The organism is Emticicia sp. 17c (assembly GCF_037153985.1).
In the GTDB taxonomy this organism is placed as follows: domain Bacteria; phylum Bacteroidota; class Bacteroidia; order Cytophagales; family Spirosomataceae; genus Emticicia.
Genome location: NZ_JBBAYI010000010.1, coordinates 174,198 through 191,648, shown reverse-complemented (window position 1 = coordinate 191,648; position 17,451 = coordinate 174,198). Strand labels below are relative to the sequence as shown.

The 17,451-nt window shown below is 39.3% G+C and carries 15 protein-coding genes; 8 read left to right on the top strand and 7 right to left on the bottom strand.

Going from position 1 to position 17,451, the window contains the following annotated elements; genetic code table 11:
• Positions 1–92: 92 nt before the first annotated feature.
• Positions 93–1,922 (bottom strand): ABC transporter ATP-binding protein, encoded by a 1,830-nt coding sequence (locus WAA15_RS18775; protein WP_337044364.1) that lies wholly within the window; start codon positions 1,920–1,922, stop codon positions 93–95.
• A gap of 337 nt (positions 1,923–2,259) precedes the next feature.
• Between WAA15_RS18775 and WAA15_RS18770 the strand changes: the two genes are divergently transcribed.
• From WAA15_RS18770 to WAA15_RS18760, 3 genes are all read left to right on the top strand, one after another.
• Positions 2,260–2,751 (top strand): YybH family protein, encoded by a 492-nt coding sequence (locus WAA15_RS18770; protein WP_337044363.1) that lies wholly within the window; start codon positions 2,260–2,262, stop codon positions 2,749–2,751.
• Between the two features lie 7 nt (positions 2,752–2,758).
• On the top strand, positions 2,759–4,069 hold the full coding sequence (locus WAA15_RS18765) for a cation:dicarboxylate symporter family transporter (protein ID WP_337044362.1): 1,311 nt from the start codon (positions 2,759–2,761) through the stop codon (positions 4,067–4,069).
• 111 nt (positions 4,070–4,180) lie between these two features.
• Positions 4,181–6,457, top strand: coding sequence for an NADP-dependent malic enzyme (locus tag WAA15_RS18760; protein WP_337044361.1), 2,277 nt, complete (start codon positions 4,181–4,183; stop codon positions 6,455–6,457).
• Positions 6,458–6,548: 91 nt separating this feature from the next.
• Here WAA15_RS18760 and WAA15_RS18755 read toward each other — a convergent pair whose 3' ends face one another.
• From WAA15_RS18755 to WAA15_RS18735, 5 genes are all read right to left on the bottom strand, one after another.
• On the bottom strand, positions 6,549–7,412 hold the full coding sequence (locus tag WAA15_RS18755; protein WP_337044360.1) for a hypothetical protein: 864 nt from the start codon (positions 7,410–7,412) through the stop codon (positions 6,549–6,551).
• Between the two features lie 33 nt (positions 7,413–7,445).
• Complete coding sequence (gene bshB1 / locus WAA15_RS18750) at positions 7,446–8,165, bottom strand: bacillithiol biosynthesis deacetylase BshB1 (RefSeq protein WP_337044359.1); 720 nt, start codon at positions 8,163–8,165, stop codon at positions 7,446–7,448.
• A gap of 96 nt (positions 8,166–8,261) precedes the next feature.
• The gene (locus WAA15_RS18745) at positions 8,262–9,374 is read right to left on the bottom strand and encodes a peptidoglycan DD-metalloendopeptidase family protein (RefSeq protein WP_337044358.1); all 1,113 of its coding nucleotides are present in this window, start codon (positions 9,372–9,374) and stop codon (positions 8,262–8,264) included.
• 95 nt (positions 9,375–9,469) lie between these two features.
• Positions 9,470–10,411, bottom strand: coding sequence for a thioredoxin-disulfide reductase (trxB, locus tag WAA15_RS18740; RefSeq protein WP_337044357.1), 942 nt, complete (start codon positions 10,409–10,411; stop codon positions 9,470–9,472).
• A 134-nt stretch (positions 10,412–10,545) separates the two neighbouring features.
• Complete coding sequence (locus tag WAA15_RS18735) at positions 10,546–12,423, bottom strand: OmpA family protein (RefSeq protein WP_337044356.1); 1,878 nt, start codon at positions 12,421–12,423, stop codon at positions 10,546–10,548.
• Between the two features lie 94 nt (positions 12,424–12,517).
• Between WAA15_RS18735 and hemJ the strand changes: the two genes are divergently transcribed.
• On the top strand, positions 12,518–13,060 hold the full coding sequence (hemJ, locus tag WAA15_RS18730) for a protoporphyrinogen oxidase HemJ (RefSeq protein WP_337044355.1): 543 nt from the start codon (positions 12,518–12,520) through the stop codon (positions 13,058–13,060).
• A gap of 51 nt (positions 13,061–13,111) precedes the next feature.
• Here hemJ and WAA15_RS18725 read toward each other — a convergent pair whose 3' ends face one another.
• Positions 13,112–13,714: a porin family protein gene (locus WAA15_RS18725; protein ID WP_337044354.1), complete on the bottom strand. Its 603-nt coding sequence runs from the start codon at positions 13,712–13,714 to the stop codon at positions 13,112–13,114.
• Between the two features lie 263 nt (positions 13,715–13,977).
• On the opposite strand from WAA15_RS18725, the gene WAA15_RS18720 reads away from it, so the two are divergent.
• The 4 genes from WAA15_RS18720 to WAA15_RS18705 all read left to right on the top strand — a co-directional run bounded on the left by WAA15_RS18720 (position 13,978) and on the right by WAA15_RS18705 (position 17,434).
• Entirely contained in the window at positions 13,978–14,271 is a 294-nt protein-coding gene (locus tag WAA15_RS18720) for a hypothetical protein (RefSeq protein ID WP_337044353.1), read from the top strand.
• A 51-nt stretch (positions 14,272–14,322) separates the two neighbouring features.
• The gene (locus WAA15_RS18715) at positions 14,323–16,200 is read left to right on the top strand and encodes an ABC-F family ATP-binding cassette domain-containing protein (protein ID WP_337044352.1); all 1,878 of its coding nucleotides are present in this window, start codon (positions 14,323–14,325) and stop codon (positions 16,198–16,200) included.
• Between the two features lie 71 nt (positions 16,201–16,271).
• Positions 16,272–16,727, top strand: a complete 456-nt coding sequence (locus tag WAA15_RS18710) for a VOC family protein (protein ID WP_337044351.1) — start codon at positions 16,272–16,274, stop codon at positions 16,725–16,727.
• A 53-nt stretch (positions 16,728–16,780) separates the two neighbouring features.
• A complete protein-coding gene (locus WAA15_RS18705) occupies positions 16,781–17,434 on the top strand; it encodes a DedA family protein (protein WP_337044350.1) in 654 nt (217 codons plus the stop codon).
• Positions 17,435–17,451: the final 17 nt, after the last annotated feature.

Genomic DNA, 17,451 nt, shown 5'->3' with positions numbered 1-17,451 from the left:
ACGGTAAAATGGCTAGCTAATAAATTCTATAAAAGTAGCCAGTTAATGGCTACTTTACCTAAAAAATATCGATCGAATACAGGATTGGAGATTTACCTGTACCCCTCGGCCTGTAAATAAAATAACTCAGCATAGCGGCCATTATTGGCTAATAGCTCTTCGTGGCTACCCATTTCCAGAATATGTCCTTTATCCAGAACCAGAATGCGGTCAGCCATTCTGACAGTAGAGAATCGATGTGAAATAAGTACTGCTGTTTTACCCATAGTAAGCTCGGCAAAGCGACGGAACACCTCATATTCAGAACGGGCATCGAGCGCGGCGGTTGGTTCATCCAGAATAACCACATTGGCTTCTCTGAGGTATGCTCTTGCCAGTGCGATTTTCTGCCACTCTCCGCCCGATAGCTCAACTCCTTTCGCGAAACGCCTACCCAGAAGTTGATTATATTGTAATGGGAGTTTTTCTATGACGGCATCGGCAAGACTCTGACTCGCCGCTCTTTGCAATACCGGCAAGTCACCTAATGAATTTAGGTCTCCTACGGCAATGTTATCGCCGGCCGTAAACTGGAAACGCAGAAAATCCTGAAAAATCACACCTATTTGTTGCCTTAATTCTACTAAGTCATATTCTTTTAAATCGTATCCATCCAGCAAGATTCTGCCTTCGTCGGGGTCATACAGGCGTGTTAACAACTTAACTATGGTGGTTTTTCCAGAGCCGTTCTCTCCTACCAGAGCCAGTTTTTCTCCAGCTTTTAATGTAAAAGAAAGGTTACGACTTGCCCAATTGTCAGAGTTCGGATATTTAAACCCTACGTTTTCAAAACGAAAACCCTCTCTAATAGGGTTAGGTATAGGTCTTGGCACAGCAGGCGAAACAATAGAAGGCTTTATCTGATAAAAATCAAATAAGTCGTTCAGATACAAAGCTCCCTGAGAAATACTCGTAAAACGAGACAATACGCCTTCGAGTAAAGATTGTAATTGCCTAAACGCCCCTGTAAGGAATGTTAGCCCCCCTATGGTTATTACGCCTTTAACTGTTTCAAAAACAATAATACTGTAAGCAGAAAAATAGCCTATTGTACCAATAGCACCTAATGCACTCCCCCATAAAGCCCGCTTGACGGCCAGTTTTTTGGTTTCATCAAAATAATTTCTTGATAAATCAGTAAAACGCTTAATCAGGAAATCGGACAAATGAAAAAGTTTTATTTCCTTGGCGGTCTCATCACTAGCCCCTGTATAGCGGTAATAGTCTAATTGCCGGCGTTGGGGAGTCCATTTTCTTTGCAGTAAATAATTTTTTGTATTAAAGTTTAATTCTCCTGCAAATGAGGGTACCACTGCAACTAATAGTAATAATATCAGCCACGGATTTAATGTTATTAATCCGATAAGCAGGCCACTCATGGTAATAACATCTTGCAATTGCCCAAATAACTGTGACAACAGGCTGGCTCTAGTCGAAATATATTGTCTTGCTCTTTCGAGTTTATCATAAAAAGCAGCATCCTCGAACTGGGCAAGGTCCAGCGAGGCAGCGTGGTTCATGAGCTTTATTGATGTTTCGTTAGAGAACAGTTCTGCAAGCAAAGTATCTGTCAAACTAATGCCTCGATTAAGTATATCGCTAATAATTATAAAACCAAATTCCAGAATAATCAATAGCCATAAATGCTGAAAATCTGAACTTTTGTTTCCAATAATTATAATTACTTCATCAATAATTAATTTTGCTATATACAGCGTCAGAATTGGAATAGCCGCCCGTAGTACCCTTAATAGTATATTGATAATTGTAAAACGCGGTGATATTCTGTATACTTCTTTTACAAAGGCAGGTAAATTGTTTAAAGCTCTTAATCGTTGGCTAATATTTATTTTTTCTTCGGGTTGTTTGGGGTGTGCAGCCATATTTTTATCGTATCAGATTATCTTTAAATTACTGCTTAATAGCTTCTGGGTATTTACAGTTCAGATTATAAATATTCATTTTGGCTAATGTTTATGTGCTAGTGCATAAAATAATGAGTGTATCAGTTTAAAATTATACATTAGGTAACTAAAACTTTACTAATAAGCGTTTTTTTGGAAGGTTTCGGCTGTAAAGGTAGGCTAAATCAGACACCTATACAAACGTACTGAGGCCACTTGTCTGGAAAGAAAAGAAGTGCATTGCTAGCGTGCAACAGAATTAAATGCTTACATTTGTTTTGAAACCTAATAATGTTGCACTTATCTGACCAAACAAATGAAAACTCTACTCTGCATCATTCTGATGTGTAGTTTTTTTAATATTTATGCTCAAACCGATGCCATTGAAGCCGAAATTAACGAGCAAGTCTGGATTCCATTCATGAAGGCATATAACAATTATGATGCGCTAGGTTTTATGAACCTGCATTCAAGAGATTTAATGCGGGTTCCGGTAGATGCTCAGCGAATCTTTACCTTTGAAGAATACCGCAACAATATTCAGCAAAGCAATGAAATGAATTTCCGTAAACATAAAAAACAAAGTATTGAGTTACGTTTTGAAAACCGTATACACAATACAGAGTCGGCCTTTGAGATTGGTTATTATAAAGTAACAAGCACAGATGCTAACGAAAAGACTACGGCTTTTTACGGAAAATTCACGGTTGTACTTCATAAAATTAATAACCGTTGGAAAATAACACTTGATAGCGATACAAGTAAAAATATTGATGAAGCCACGTTTCTAAGCGGGAAAAAACTCTAACCTAAACATGAAAAAACTTTCTACAAACTTAACCTTCTGGGTATTAACAGCCATTATTTTAGGTATCTTATTAGGCCATTATTACCCTGATGTTGCATTGGCAACTGTACTTGACAAAGGCGTTAAATTCAATCTTTTTATAGCCGAATTTGAAATTAAAACTACGCTGAGCGAGTTTTTGAGTAGCCTTTTCATCAGTATCGTGAAGTTATTTATTAATCCGATTATTTTTCTGACCATCACATTGGGAATTATATCGATGGGGGATTTGAAAAAAGTTGGTAAAGTTGGCGCCAAAGCATTGTTATATTTTGAAATAGTTACAACCATTGCCTTAATTATTGGTATTTTGGTTGCCAATATATTACGCCCGGGTAATGGCGTTATTACTGACGAAATTAAAAAAGGCGATATATCGAAATATACTAAAGGAGCGCAAGATTTTAGCTGGTCTCAGTTCTTCTGGGACAACGTAACGCTTCAAGTGCTGGTTATAGCTATTGTACTGGGCATGATACTTAGCAATTATTCGGGGCGGCAGGCAGTAGTAAATTTTTTAACTCCTATTTCAAAAAAGGTTTTCTGGGCTTTACACAAAGTAATGTTACTGGCTCCTATCGGAGCTTTTGGGGGTATGGCATTCACAATTGCCAAATATGGTATAAAAACATTGGTGCCTTTAGGCAAACTGATGATTACCGTTTACACAACTATGGCCATTTTTGTATTTGTGGTGCTTTATTTTATTCTCAAATACTATAAAATAAACCTGTGGCGTTTTCTAAAATATATTAGAGAGGAACTACTGATTGTATTAGGCACTTCTTCTTCTGAAGCGGCCTTACCCTCGCTTATGGAAAAACTCGAAAAAATGGGTTGTTCCAAATCAGTGGTTGGCTTAGTGGTTCCTGCGGGGTATTCGTTTAATCTGGACGGCACCACTATTTACCTTTCAATGGCGGTGATATTTCTGGCGCAGGTTTTTCATGTACATCTGGATATCCAACAGATTCTTACCATTATTGGTATTCTGATGGTTACTTCTAAAGGGGCAGCGGGTGTAACTGGCAGTGGTTTTATTGTACTGGCTTCAACCCTGACGGCTATCAAGGTAATTCCGCTTGAGGGGCTTGGCTTGCTATTAGCTGTTGACCGATTCATGTCAGAAGCCCGTGCCATTACCAATTTTATTGGCAATGGAGTAGCCACCGTATGGTTATCGAACAACGAACATGAGTTTGACCGTACCAAAATGAACCATGCCTTCAGTAATGTAGGCAAATTTGAAGACATTATCAGCGATAATATTAAGCAATAAGCCCATATTTAAGCCAAATAATGCTTGTTTCAGCGTAAAAAATAACATTTTCTATCTATCGAAATATATTCTCTGCGTACCTTCGCGGCTAGAATCAAAATTTATTCGAAAATGAGTACTAAGAAAACATTGAAAGAAGAAGCCTTATATTACCATGCGAAAGGTCGACCAGGTAAAATTGAGGTGATTCCCTCGAAAGAAACAGCCACGCAAAGAGATTTAACTCTGGCTTATTCTCCTGGTGTTGCTGACCCATGTATGGCTATTTATGAAAACCCTGAAGACGTTTACAAGTATACCGCCAAAGGTAATCTGGTAGCTGTTATCTCTAACGGAACAGCCGTATTAGGCTTGGGAGATATTGGCCCGGAAGCTGGTAAACCCGTTATGGAAGGGAAAGGGCTTCTATTCAAGATATATGCCGACATTGACGTATTTGACATTGAGCTAAATACTAAAGATGTTGACGAGTTTGTAAGAACAGTAAAGATTCTGGAACCTACTTTCGGAGGTGTTAATCTGGAAGATATTTCAGCACCTGAATGCTTTGAAATAGAAGAACGCTTAAAGGCTGAAATGAATATTCCGGTCATGCACGACGACCAGCACGGAACAGCCATCATTTCGGCAGCAGCCTTGTTAAATGCCCTCGAATTGGTAAACAAAAAATTTGAGGATGTGAAGATTGTTATCAATGGTGCCGGAGCTTCGGCTATTTCGTGTACTCGCTTGTATAATTCGCTTGGAGCCCAAAAGAAAAACATTTTTATGTTCGATAGCAAAGGGCTTATTCACCCAAGCCGTACCAACCTTGACGGCAAGAAAATTGAATTTGCTAACGATACCATTGCTGCCGAAACTACGCTTTCAGAAGCACTTGTGGGGGCAGATGTTTTTATTGGGCTGTCGAAAGGAAATATTCTGAATCAGGAAATGGTGAAGTCGATGGCTAAGGACTGTATTGTGTTTGCAATGGCAAATCCTACTCCTGAAATTTCTTATGACGACGCTATGGCTGCCCGCGAAGATATTATTTTTGCCACGGGGCGTTCTGACTACCCTAATCAGGTAAACAACGTGTTAGGGTTTCCTTATATATTCAGAGGCGCATTAGATGTACGCTCGAAAGTAATTAACGAAGAAATGAAACTGGCTGCCGTAAGGGCATTAGCTGAACTTGCTAAAAAGCCAGTGCCTGATATTGTAAATTTGGCTTATGGCGAAAACAACCTGATTTTTGGCAAAAAATATATTATTCCGAAACCAGTTGACCCTCGCCTACTTACGACGGTAGCTCCGGCAGTAGCAAAAGCTGCTATGGATACGGGTGTAGCTAAATTTCCTATTGTAGACTGGGAGGCTTATGATACTCAATTATCCAAACGTTTGGGTCAAGATAATACGCTTTCTAAAGTAATTATTACCAAAGCCAAGCAAAAATTAAAACGTGTTGTTTTTGCTGATGCCGAGAATCTGACTGTTTTAAAAGCTGCTCAACAAGTAATTGATGATGCAATAGCGATTCCGATTTTGTTAGGAAACGAAAACCGTATTAATCAGTTGGTACTCGAAAACCACATCGATATAGCTGGTATCGAAATTATTGACCCTCGTTCAATGCAGGAAGAAGAACGCATTCAACGCTTCGGAAATCTTTTCTACGAAAAACGTAAACGCAAAGGTTATAATAAGTTTGAGGCCACTATTTTAATGCAAAACCGGAATTATTTCGGCGCAATGATGGTTGAAACCGGCGAGGCCGATGCCATGATTGGTGGCATGACCCGTAATTACCCTGAAACCATTCGTCCGGCACTTCAAATTATAGGACCGCAGGAAGGGGTAAAGAAGGTTTCGGGTATGTATATTTTAATGAGCCGTTTTGGCCCATTATTCCTTGCCGATACCACAGTAAATTTTAACCCTACAACGCAGGAAATTGTTGAAATAACCGAACTTGCGGCCAAAGAAGTAGAGAAATTTAATATTAAACCAAGAATTGCTCTGTTAACTTACTCGAACTTCGGAAGTGCCAATGGAGATGACGCTATAAAAATGCAGAAAGCCGTGGAAATTCTGAAAGAGAAACATCCTACGATGATTGTAGACGGCGAAATGCAGGCCCACTTACCATTTGACCTAGATTTACTAAGAGAGAATCATCCATTCTGTGACTTGGTAGAAGGTGGTGCCAATACGCTTATTTTCCCGAACCTTTCGGCTTCAAATATTGCTTATAACCTTGTAAAAGAAATAGCGAATATTGAAAAAATAGGACCAATTCTGTTAGGAATGAAAAAGCCAGTACACGTATTGCAGCTAGGTAGTTCGGTACGTGAAATTGTAAACATGGTAGCCATTGCCGTGGTTGATGCACATAGCAAGTAAACAACGAAGTTGTTTTATATACAAAAGGCATATCTGAAAATCAGGTATGCCTTTTACATAATCTGCCACTTCTGGTATGTTATTTTACTTTTTACTCGTTACTGCTCAGGTCACTGACTTTTACCTTCTGAAATACATCTACATAGCTTTTTACGCTGGCATTGTATACTTTTACCCCAAGATAACGTGCATAACCCGCCAGTACTTCATAGCCATAAAAGGCTTTGTGCAAAGAGAATAATTGCTGACTCATATAGGAAGTTTCTCGAACGGCAATATCATAATCTTTCTGTCCGTAAAAATGGGTATCACTCACGACCAGATTATTATTTTCATCGAGTTTTATCATTTCATGCCATGAATGGTCTGCGCCAAAAAGGTATATTTCCTTAAAACCCATATTCAAGGCATAAAATAAGGTAGCTACCAGCACATTCTGGCATTGGGGCATACCTATATTTCTTTTAAAGAGCCAGTAAATAAAAGGTTTGTATCCGGTTACAATCGTATAATTGAACGCAATGGGTTTAATATGAGGATTTTGAGCCAGCTCACTGCTAAAATATGTCGATTTAAGCATTTTATCAGGCACAAAAAGATTTAAATCCCAAGTAGTATTTTCGATAATACCACGAAGCCCTCTCCTGCCAAACGAGTGGTCGGGGTTCATAAACGACCAATCGAGCAATAAGTAATTTTTAGGTTTTAATTCCTTATATTCTTCAGTAGTTGAAAAAAGATTTACAGCTATGAGTTCGAGTTGTTGCAGAAAATCTCGGTCTTTTTCGAGTGTTGTTTTCAACGAAGGCCCATTACCCAGAATACCACAACGGGATTGAGTGGCTTTGGCAGCTTTTAGAGAAAAGTCAGATAAAAATAGCACCTTTATCAACGATAAGATGCTATTAATAAAAAGACTGAATTTTTGCTGTATCGACAATAAAAAATTAATCATAAACACAAATTTTAGGTAAAAGTAAGGCTCTTATCAGGCCAAATCAAATATATCCTTCACGCCTAACATTCTGGTTTTTGTGAACCCTTCACCAAATTTAGCACCTATCGGATGCCCCATTTCCTGCGAACGAGCTTTCAGAAAATCTAAAAATTCGGGGCTTGTTAAATATGACTCCGGCTCTTTGCTGTTTGGGTCATAGAACTGGCTTTTATAAGCACGGATGGACGTCTCTTTCAAATCCCAGTATTTCGAAATATCTACTACGAAATCAGGCTTGATGTAGCGGTCCTGAATATAATGATACAAAAATTTAGGGCGCCATGCAGGCTGTGCATTGCCCGCTTCATCAAAGGTCTGAATCATACGCAAGCCCGACAAAAAACAAGCATCAACGGCTAGCGCAGCCCCTTTTCCGTGGTCGGGATGACGGTCTTCAACAGCATTTGCCAGAACAATTTCGGGTTGGTATTTACGAATAACCGAAATAAGTTTCATCTGATGCTCTTCGTCATTTTTGAAAAACCCATCTCTGAATCCCATATTTTCACGAACCGACACACTTAGTATCTGAGAAGCGGCGGCTGCTTCTGCTGCACGAATTTCGGGTGTACCGCGTGTTCCTAATTCGCCTCTGGTAAAATCAACGATACCTACTTTTTTGCCTTTAGCAACAGCTATTGCCATTGTTCCTGCACACGACATCTCAGCGTCATCAGGGTGAGCCGCCATTACAAGTATATCTAATTTCATTTTTTAACTTTTAATATCTTTTGGTTGCTATTAGTTATAAAAAAAAAGCGACGTAAATAGTTTCACGTCGCTTGTAAATTCTATGCTGTTATTTTCTTATTTGATTCTGAGACGATACCCGGGGCGTAATCTTGTGGTTGTTTTTATCCGGTTCATACGTGCCAGATTTGCAACCGTAGTGTGGTTACGCTCAGCAATTTCAGAAAGTGTATCGCCCGACCGCACTCTTATCCACGCTTTTCTGGTAATGGCTTGTGGTTCGTCAAATTCAAAATCTCCTTTACTTGTGCCACCTCTCAGATAATCATACACGCGTGAGGTCATGGTAAACTCCTGCGAAATAATATCTATTTTTTCGGGGGCGAAAGTAAAAATATTTTTAGGGTCGAAAGGGTTACCCTCGTAACGTGTTTCGAAATGCAGGTGAGGCCCTGAACTTCTGCCCGTACTACCGCCTTTCCCGATTTCGTCTCCGGCTTTTACTAAGGTACCTGACTCAAAATTAATTTTCGACAAGTGACCATAAAGTGTTTCAAGTCCGTTATAGTGCCTTACTACTACGCATCTTCCATACCCTCCGTGTACGCCTGATACACGCACGATACCATCAAATGCTGAATAAATTGGCTCGCCAGTATCAAGGTCAAGGTCAATACCTGTGTGCCAGCGACGCCATCTCCACCCAAATTGTGAGTTTGTAACGCCTTTAGCCATAGGGCCTGCCCAGTATCTGTTCTGAGAAATATCATATAACTGAATCGGAATAACCTCTTCGTAATCTTTTGCATCAATTCCGTAGGGGTCAATTATATCTGTATTCCATACTGAAAAATAACTGGCTACTTTTACCATATCTTCACTACCAGCAAACTGCGCATCTTCTTCAATCTCCACAATCTGGATTTCTCCTTCATCAATAGTAGAAGTATCTTCATGTACGGCCGCGTTCAGTTCCTTGATAGGCTCTATTTTCACATTTGTGCCTTTATTTGCTTTTGAGGCTTCAAATTCGTTAATAAAGCGTAATTTAGGTTCTTCCTCAAAACTGAACTCATCGTCCTGCTTAGAATTTTTATTCTGGCTTTTATCCTTGCTTTTAGTTTCCTTCTGCGGGATATTCGGTTTATTCAGTTTTTTTCCTCTTTCCTGTGCCTTAGCATAGCCCAGAATACAGGTTGAAAGAATGATGGTAAATAAAGCCTTTTTCATTTTTGTAATTGATATATTTTTAGGTTTCCCTGTAAAAACACCTACTAACTTGCATTTTAAGGTATTTTTATAACAATATTAAGCATTTTTATGCCTTAATGCAAACTTTTCTCGGCCAGATATCTTTCAGCATCTAAAGCAGCCATACAGCCCGAACCGGCCGCTGTAATGGCCTGACGGTAAATTTTATCCTGTGCATCGCCACAAGCAAATACACCTTCAACATTTGTTTTGGCACTTCCTTTAATAGTTTCGATGTATCCGGCTTCATCCATTTTCAAGAAACCATCGAAAATCTGGGTATTGGGTTGATGACCAATAGCTACAAAGAAACCTGTTACATCGAGGATTGATTCTTCCTGAGTAAGATTATTTTTTATTTTTACCCCTGTTACTCCTTCTTCTCCTAATACTTCTAGGGTATCAGTGTGGTAAAGGATTTCAATATTTGGAGTATTTTCAACACGTTGTTGCATAATCTGAGAAGCTCTGAACTCGCCTTTACGCACCAGCATATATACTTTTTTGCAAAGTTTTGACAAATAATGCGCTTCTTCACAAGCGGTATCACCACCACCTACAATAGCTACATTCTGCCCTCTGAAAAAGAATCCATCACATACCGCACAAGCAGATACTCCATAACCATTCAGGCGTTGCTCTGACTCCAGACCCAGCCATTTGGCCGAAGCACCCGTAGCTATAATAACGGTTTTCGCAATAATTTCGTGTGTTTCGTCGATAATTACTTTATGTGCCAATGGCGTTGAAAAATCAACTTTTGTAGCCATGCCCCAACGGTTGTCGGTTCCGAAGCGTTCAGCCTGTTTCTTAAAATCCTCCATCATTTCAGGCCCCATAATTCCATTCGGATACCCGGGGAAATTCTCAACGTCAGTTGTTATAGTTAATTGCCCGCCGGGTTGCCCACCCTGATACATTACTGGTTTCAAACCTGCCCTTGCCGCATAAATAGCAGCAGTATATCCTGCCGGGCCTGAGCCTAAAATTAACACTTCTACTTGTTCTTGTGCCATTATATTGATAATCGTGAATGAATGATTGTAAATTTTCTCGGCAAGCATTAAGCAGTATTGCTTTAAATGCCTGCTGATAAATGAACATAGTTTTCAAGGCACAAAGTTCATGAAAAATACCTTGATAGGCAAGCCTATAAAATTTTCATTTCAATTCTACGGTTCAACTGGCGGTTTTCTTCGGTATCATTTGGTAAGATTGGCTTGGTTTCGCCACATCCTATGGCCTTGATGTTAGCAGCATTTACTCCTCTGCTAATGAGGTACTCGGCCACAGCGGCGGCTCTTTTCTGTGATAAAGCCAGATTATCGGTATCTTTACCTACATTATCTGTATGGCCTGATATTTCAACCTGAAGAGTTTTATTATTTACCAGCAGTTTTTGTAATTTATCGAGTTCAGGGAAAGACTCAGGGCGAAGCTCGGCCTTACCTGAATCAAAGAAAATATTGCTAAGTACCTCTTTAGCATCTTTTCTGATAGGTTCAAGGAGAATATTAATGATTTTCCCATTCGCATCTGACTTCTCAGAAAAATCAAAAGAAAGGCTCTTGAAAAAGTAGTCTTTTCTGTTTACAAATAATCCGTAATGGCTTCCGTTTGGCAACACAGCGGTGTATTCGCCCGTTAAGGCATCTGACTGGATACGTTCCAGTATTTGATTACTTTTTAAATCAACCAGTTCTATCTCTGCCTCTAAGGTTTTCTGGGTCTGGGCATCTTTTACAACGCCCTTTACAAAATTAGCTCTTCTGAATTTATCGTTCAGTTCTTTAGGAATATCAAATTCATATAAACGAGTGGTATTTCTGGAATCAGAAGAGTAATACCCCTTTTTGCCATCTGAGGTTACAAATAATGCAACTTGGTCTTCGTGGGTATTAATCGGATACCCCAGATTTTCGGGTGCAGAGAATCCGCCTGACTTATTTTCTGTCATGAATAAATCAAAACCTCCCATACCTGTATGCCCATCGGAAGCAAAGAAAAGTGTTCGGCCATTGGCATGCACAAATGGCGATATTTCGTCTCTTACTGTATTAACGGTATTACCTAAGTTTACGGCCTTTGCCCATGTCTTATCGGGTCTGAGTTCTGTCATCCAGATGTCTTTTTGGCCTAGACTACCGGGGCGGTCTGACGAAAAATAGAGTATATGTCCATCATTCGACAAGCTCGGCTGCGCCTCCCAGAAACGGGTATTGACACTTTCGCCGAGGTTTTCGGGTGTACTCCATTCACTACCTATTTTTCTGCTTATGTACAAATCACAGCTTCCAAAGCTATCTTTTCCGTCACAACTGGTAAAAACCAGTGTGCGCCCATCGGCCGAAATGCTGCAAGTACCTTCGTTAGCGGCTGTATTAATTTTAGGCGAAATACCCTGTGGTTTACTCCACTTACCGTCTGTCATCTGCGACACATACAGGTTTTCGTCTCCATCTTCCGAGCGTGCTGTAAAAATCAGGGTTTCGTTATCGGCTGTCAGTACAGGAAAATACTGGTTATGCTTAAAATTAATAACCTCGCCCATATCGCTTGCCTGAAAGTTCAATTTCCTATTTTGAGCTTCAATACCAAATTTACAAACTTCCAACTGTTGTGTTAACTGCTTCACAATCATGCTATTAGGTGGCGAATTCTTCAAGGCAAACTCAAGTAAAGGTTTGGCTTCATTATAATTACCAGCACGCAATGCGCGTGTACCAATATAGGTATAGGCCTGCTTGTAAGTTGGGTTATCAGGTTTGAAATGTAAGGCCTTTCGATAATATTTTAGGGCATTTCCTTCGTTTCTGGCCGTTTCATTCATCTGACCCAATTTAAAATAGGCATCGGCATAGGTAGAATCCTTTTCAATAGCTCTCAGTAAACTTTCGGTAGCATCGGAGGGTTTCCGTTCCATAAAGCTCTTTATACCTTTATCATAAAATTCTTTTGCTTTAGGGTTTTGTGCGAAAACAGGGGCCGATATGAAAATAAATAGAAGAAACGAAAACAGTTTATTCATTTTTAAAATCAGTTTTATAGTTTAACGTAAGGTTTTGTTGCTTATTTTTGAGGCGTTAAAAATAGATACAGTTATAAACGATAATTTTACATAAATGCTTCATCTATATCTTAAATCTTTACATATAATTGGTTTTGTTTCATGGTTTGCGGGTTTGTTTTATCTGGTCAGGATGTTTGTTTACCATGCCGAGGCCGACCAGAAACCCGAACACCTGCGCGAGGCATTTAAAAAAGAATATATTTTGCTTCAGAAAAGGGCCTACAAGATTATCTGTAATCCGGCTATGATGATAACCTGGACCTGCGGCATACTAATGCTTATTAACTCGCCGTTTTTTTTACAACAGGGTTGGCTGCACGTAAAATTGGTTTTGTTGGTATTATTAACAGGATACCACATTTTTTGCAAAAAGACTATCGAACGGCTCGAAAGAGGCGAATCGCGTTTTGTTTTTAATTCTTTTCAATACCGCCTTCTGAACGAACTCCCTACTTTGTTTCTGGTAGCCATTGTTCTTCTGGCCGTTGTTAAAAACCTGCTAAACTTTGTATATCTGTTTTTAGGAGTAATTGCTTTTGGAATGTTATTATTTGTAGCCGCCAGAGCCTACCGAAAACATAGAGAAAGCAAATAGCGGGCCTAACATTAGGTCCGCTATTTGCCATTATTGCATTATTGAAAATAATTATTTCTTGATAGGGAAACTTATGCCCAGATTAATACCTACCCCTACGTTCTGAAAACTGGTACTAGGCTCACGGGTGATATCTCCAAAACCTCGGATATAACGTACGTCGGCATTGAGCCATGTTTCGTTTTTGATACGATAATTAAACCCTAACCCAACTTGTGCGCCTACATCGGCATTCGTATAAACCGGTTGCCCGTTGGCTACTTTGCTGCCGGTTCTGTCGGTAGCAGCTAGTAAGATACCTAAATAGGGGCCAGCAAATATTTTCGGACGGAACGCCTGCCCACGTTGACCAAAATAATAAACAGCAGCTACGGGTATCTGTAAATAATGGATGCGCTCCATGTTTCCGCCATTTTGTACTTTTGTACCCATCTGCGAGTAAGTTCCTTCAACCATTATTCCGAAATTGCTATTAATACTATGATTCAGGAATAACCCAGCATTAAGGCCTGATAACAAATCGAAGCTTTCGGCTTTAGGTCTGAATGTAGTTACATTTACACCTATTTTGGGTCCTAATGAAGTGGTTGGTTGAGCAAATCCAAAGAATGATAATGTAAGTAAAGCACTAATTAAAAACAGTCTCGTTTTCATGTTCTATGTCAGTTTATGGTAAATAATCTACGGTTTTACGTATTAAAATACCATTCCAAAGTATTCATATCCCTATAAGAAGCACATAAGGCCAAGTTTTTTTAAAATTTATGGGTAATTATTTCCCCAATATTGGAATAAGGTCGTCAGTTTTACCTGAGCTTTATAGGGCCTGAATTAAATATAAAAAATTCAAAGGGGTTTTGTAACTTTGAGCAAGTTAATGAGGTAATACCTCACTTTTTGTCAAATACCGTATTATCATGAATCTTCAGGCATTTAAAAGCACGCTCTCATCCACCAATATTCCGCAAGATATGCCCCCTTTATTACAGGCACTGTGGTATGATTACAACGGTAACTGGGAGGCATCGCATAATATAGCACAATCAAGAGAAGGTACGCAGGAATACGACCGGCTGCATGCTTATTTACACCGGAAAGAGGGCGACCAATGGAATGCGTCTTATTGGTACCGTCGGGCAGGAGAAAACATGCCTAAAATCTCTCTGGAAGATGAATGGGAAGAACTAGCCAAACGATTAACCAAAAATTAAATGTATTTTTGCCACGCACATTTTATTAAACAGCAAATGCTGTAAACAATTATGAATTATTTATCAGCCGAAAATATTGGAAGGAATTTAGGAGAACGCTGGCTTTTCAAGAACCTTACCTTTGGCATTTTACAAGGAGAAAAAGTTGCCCTTATTGGCTCGAATGGGTCAGGGAAATCATCGTTACTGGATATGATTATCGGAAAAACCGATATTGATGCCGGAGAAATCAGCATTCGTAAAGATATAAGAACGGGGTATCTTGACCAAAACCCTGACTTACCTGCTGGGAAAACTGTACTGGAAACTATTTTTTCATCAGAAAATACGCTTACCGCAGCTATAAAAGAATATGAATTGGCTCTTCAGGCACATAACGATAAAAGACTTGCTGATGCTATCGAAAGAGTAGATACCCTTAAAGCATGGGATTATGAAGTAAAAGTGAAGCAAATTCTTAGTAAACTAGGTATTACTGATTTTGATAAATTAATCAATAATCTTTCAGGTGGGCAACAAAAACGCGTTGCTTTAGCTAGGGTGCTGATAGAAGAACCAGACTTTCTGATTCTGGATGAGCCTACCAACCACCTCGACCTTGATACTATTGAATGGCTGGAGGGTTATTTGTCTTCGTCAAATATTACGCTGCTATTAGTAACGCATGACCGTTATTTTCTTGACAAGGTTTGTAACCGTATTCTTGAGCTTGCCGATAACCAGATATATAAATATACAGGTAATTATAATTATTACCTTGAGAAAAAAGAAGCACAAGAAGCCGTTAATGCTGCTACACAGAAAAATTACAGAAATCTACTGAGAAAAGAACTGGAATGGATGCGTCGCCAACCTAAAGCCAGAGGTACAAAATCTCAAAGCAGGATTGATGCTTTTTATGACCTGAAAGACAAAACCCAGAAAAAACGCCCCGATGAGAAACTCGAATTGAGTATGAAAATGGAGCGGATGGGTAGTAAAATTATTGAGATTCAGCACGTAAGCAAAAGTTTTCAGGAGCAAAAGGTTATATCGGAGTTTAGTTATACCTTTAAAAAAGGCGACAGAATAGGTATTGTAGGTAAAAACGGAATGGGCAAAACCACTTTGCTTGAAATCATAACCGAACAGCTTAAACCTGATATGGGTAGGGTTGTAAAAGGGGAAACCATCAGAATAGGATATTACTCGCAGGAAGGGCTTGACTTTGATGAAGGCCAACGCGTGATAGATGTGGTAAGAGAAATAGCCGAATATGTTAAAATGGCCGATGGCTCCGAACTCTCTATTTCCAATTTCCTTACGCTTTTTTTGTTCCCGCCTGCTATGCAATACAGCTTTGTGTATAAGCTGAGTGGTGGAGAAAAACGAAGACTTCAATTACTGAAAATACTTGTACAGAACCCGAATTTCCTGATTCTGGATGAGCCTACTAATGACTTGGATATTTCGACTCTTAATGTACTGGAAGATTTTCTGATAAGTTTTGGTGGATGTTTGCTAGTGGTGTCACACGACCGCTATTTTATGGATAAAATGGTAGAACATCTGTTTGTTTTTGAAGGTAATGGGTACATACGAGATTTCCCGGGGAATTATACAGATTACCGCAACTGGAAAGATGAACAACCAAACCAGTCTACCACTACCAACATAAATACGCCTGCCCCTAGCAAGGCAGAGGCAGTAAGTAATGTTCCGAAGGCAGAAACCAAAAAGAAACTCTCGTTTAAAGAACAAAAAGAATATGAAAGTCTGGAAAAAGAAATTGCAGCCTTAGAACAGCAAAAAAACTCAGTTCTGGAACAAATGAATTCGGGGAATGGCAGCCATGAAGAACTGGCAAATTGGGCCAAAGAATTTGAAAAAATTACCGACGACATAGCCAATAAAGAAATGCGCTGGCTAGAGTTGTCAGAATTTGCATAAGCTTATTTTTTAGCCGATATTTCAACAAAATAGCGTTTAATATTTTTTCAACCTATATATATACCTATCCTATGAATTTTTCTAAATACATTGTTGTTCTTTTACTAGGCATTTCAGTGAATGCGCTTGCCCAAAACTCGAAAGGGATTCCGGTACAGTCTTATAACCACGTGGGCTTGTATGTAAAAGACTTGCAGGTAAGTGCCCGATTTTATCGTGATATTATTGGCTTACAGCCTTTGGGTGTGCCAGATAATCTGGTGGCTATCAGACGTTGGTTTCAGATTGCACCCGGTCAGGAATTACACCTGCTGCTAGGCAGAAGCGAGCCTGTAACAAATAACGATAAAAACGGCGGACATTTTTCATGGACTATTCCGGCCAAATCGGCTGACTCAATTGAGGCTTATTTAAAAGAAAAAGGAGTACCTTACCATCGTCAGCAAAGATTCGACGGTGCTTTTCAGATTTATGTTACAGACCCTGACGGCTATGTAATAGAATTAAACGAACCGAAAGTACAATAAACATTTTATAAGAAAAGGCTTTCTGTCAGGAAAGCCTTAAACACAACATTTCAATGGAACAGGTAAGTAATTGGTTTCAGTATTTGATGAATTCAAAGGAAATCATCCAGACCGGAGGATTAGTAGCAATCACTTTAATTATTTTTATTGAAAATGGCTTTTTCTTCGGCTTTTTTCTTCCTGGCGATTATTTGTTATTCCTTTCTGGTGTTTTTTGTGGAACCAAAACACTTAATGCTCCACTCCCACTCCTACTGACGTGCATTTTTCTGGCTGCCGTGTTGGGGTCTTTAGTGGGTTATTTATCAGGGTTATACTTTGGAGACAAAATTCAGGCCCGACCGGACTCTTTGTTTTTCAAGAAAAAGCATATCGAAAGCACGCGGAAATATTTTGCCAAGTATGGTAGCCAAACACTCATTATTGCCCGTTTTTTACCTGTTGTTCGCACCTTCTCCCCGATTCTGGCTGGCATTGTTAAAATGCAGTTTTATAAGTTCATGACCTTTAATATTTTAGGCGGGGCTATCTGGGTAATTACTTTAGTGGGTGGCGGATTTTATTTCGGAGAAAAATATCCATGGATTACCGACTACGTTGAGTATATCATTATTTTCTTTCTGGCTGTAACTACCTTTACTGTTGTAAAAGGGTACCTCAATGCCAGAAAAGAAATGAAAGAACCTGAACAAAACGAAATTAACTAACAGTTAGTTTTAAAGAT

Coding starts and splice junctions, on each gene's coding strand:
- WAA15_RS18775 (WP_337044364.1), bottom strand. CDS start 1,922: ATGGCTGCACACCCCAAACAACCCGAAGAAAAAATAAATATTAGCCAA.
- WAA15_RS18770 (WP_337044363.1), top strand. CDS start 2,260: ATGAAAACTCTACTCTGCATCATTCTGATGTGTAGTTTTTTTAATATT.
- WAA15_RS18765 (WP_337044362.1), top strand. CDS start 2,759: ATGAAAAAACTTTCTACAAACTTAACCTTCTGGGTATTAACAGCCATT.
- WAA15_RS18760 (WP_337044361.1), top strand. CDS start 4,181: ATGAGTACTAAGAAAACATTGAAAGAAGAAGCCTTATATTACCATGCG.
- WAA15_RS18755 (WP_337044360.1), bottom strand. CDS start 7,412: ATGATTAATTTTTTATTGTCGATACAGCAAAAATTCAGTCTTTTTATT.
- bshB1 (WP_337044359.1), bottom strand. CDS start 8,165: ATGAAATTAGATATACTTGTAATGGCGGCTCACCCTGATGACGCTGAG.
- WAA15_RS18745 (WP_337044358.1), bottom strand. CDS start 9,374: ATGAAAAAGGCTTTATTTACCATCATTCTTTCAACCTGTATTCTGGGC.
- trxB (WP_337044357.1), bottom strand. CDS start 10,411: ATGGCACAAGAACAAGTAGAAGTGTTAATTTTAGGCTCAGGCCCGGCA.
- WAA15_RS18735 (WP_337044356.1), bottom strand. CDS start 12,423: ATGAATAAACTGTTTTCGTTTCTTCTATTTATTTTCATATCGGCCCCT.
- hemJ (WP_337044355.1), top strand. CDS start 12,518: ATGCTTCATCTATATCTTAAATCTTTACATATAATTGGTTTTGTTTCA.
- WAA15_RS18725 (WP_337044354.1), bottom strand. CDS start 13,714: ATGAAAACGAGACTGTTTTTAATTAGTGCTTTACTTACATTATCATTC.
- WAA15_RS18720 (WP_337044353.1), top strand. CDS start 13,978: ATGAATCTTCAGGCATTTAAAAGCACGCTCTCATCCACCAATATTCCG.
- WAA15_RS18715 (WP_337044352.1), top strand. CDS start 14,323: ATGAATTATTTATCAGCCGAAAATATTGGAAGGAATTTAGGAGAACGC.
- WAA15_RS18710 (WP_337044351.1), top strand. CDS start 16,272: ATGAATTTTTCTAAATACATTGTTGTTCTTTTACTAGGCATTTCAGTG.
- WAA15_RS18705 (WP_337044350.1), top strand. CDS start 16,781: ATGGAACAGGTAAGTAATTGGTTTCAGTATTTGATGAATTCAAAGGAA.